Origin of the sequence: Nisaea nitritireducens (assembly GCF_014904795.1) — a bacterium.
Lineage (GTDB): Bacteria > Pseudomonadota > Alphaproteobacteria > Thalassobaculales > Thalassobaculaceae > Nisaea > Nisaea nitritireducens.
This window is the reverse complement of the sequence record NZ_JACZFS010000088.1, coordinates 1-289: the sequence shown is the minus strand read 5'-3', so window position 1 is coordinate 289 and position 289 is coordinate 1. Positions and strand designations below refer to the sequence as shown.

1 rRNA gene is annotated in these 289 nt (G+C 54.7%); it reads left to right on the top strand.

What is annotated here, in order from left to right:
* Positions 1-289 (top strand): 23S ribosomal RNA (locus IG629_RS22485); the annotation flags it as partial.

The window sequence follows — 289 nt, the reverse complement described above, 5'->3', positions numbered from 1 at the left end:
TCCCGTGAAGGCTGAGCTGTGATGGCGAGCGAATTATAGTAGCGAAGTTCCTGATTCCACACTGCCAAGAAAAGCCTCTAGCGAGGTGAGAGGTGCCCGTACCGCAAACCGACACAGGTAGGCGAGGAGAGAATCCTAAGGTGATCGAGAGAACTCTCGTTAAGGAACTCGGCAAAATGACCCCGTAACTTCGGGAGAAGGGGTGCTCTGTTAGGGTGCAAGCCCGAGAGAGCCGCAGTGAATAGGCCCAGGCGACTGTTTAGCAAAAACACAGGTCTCTGCGAAGCCG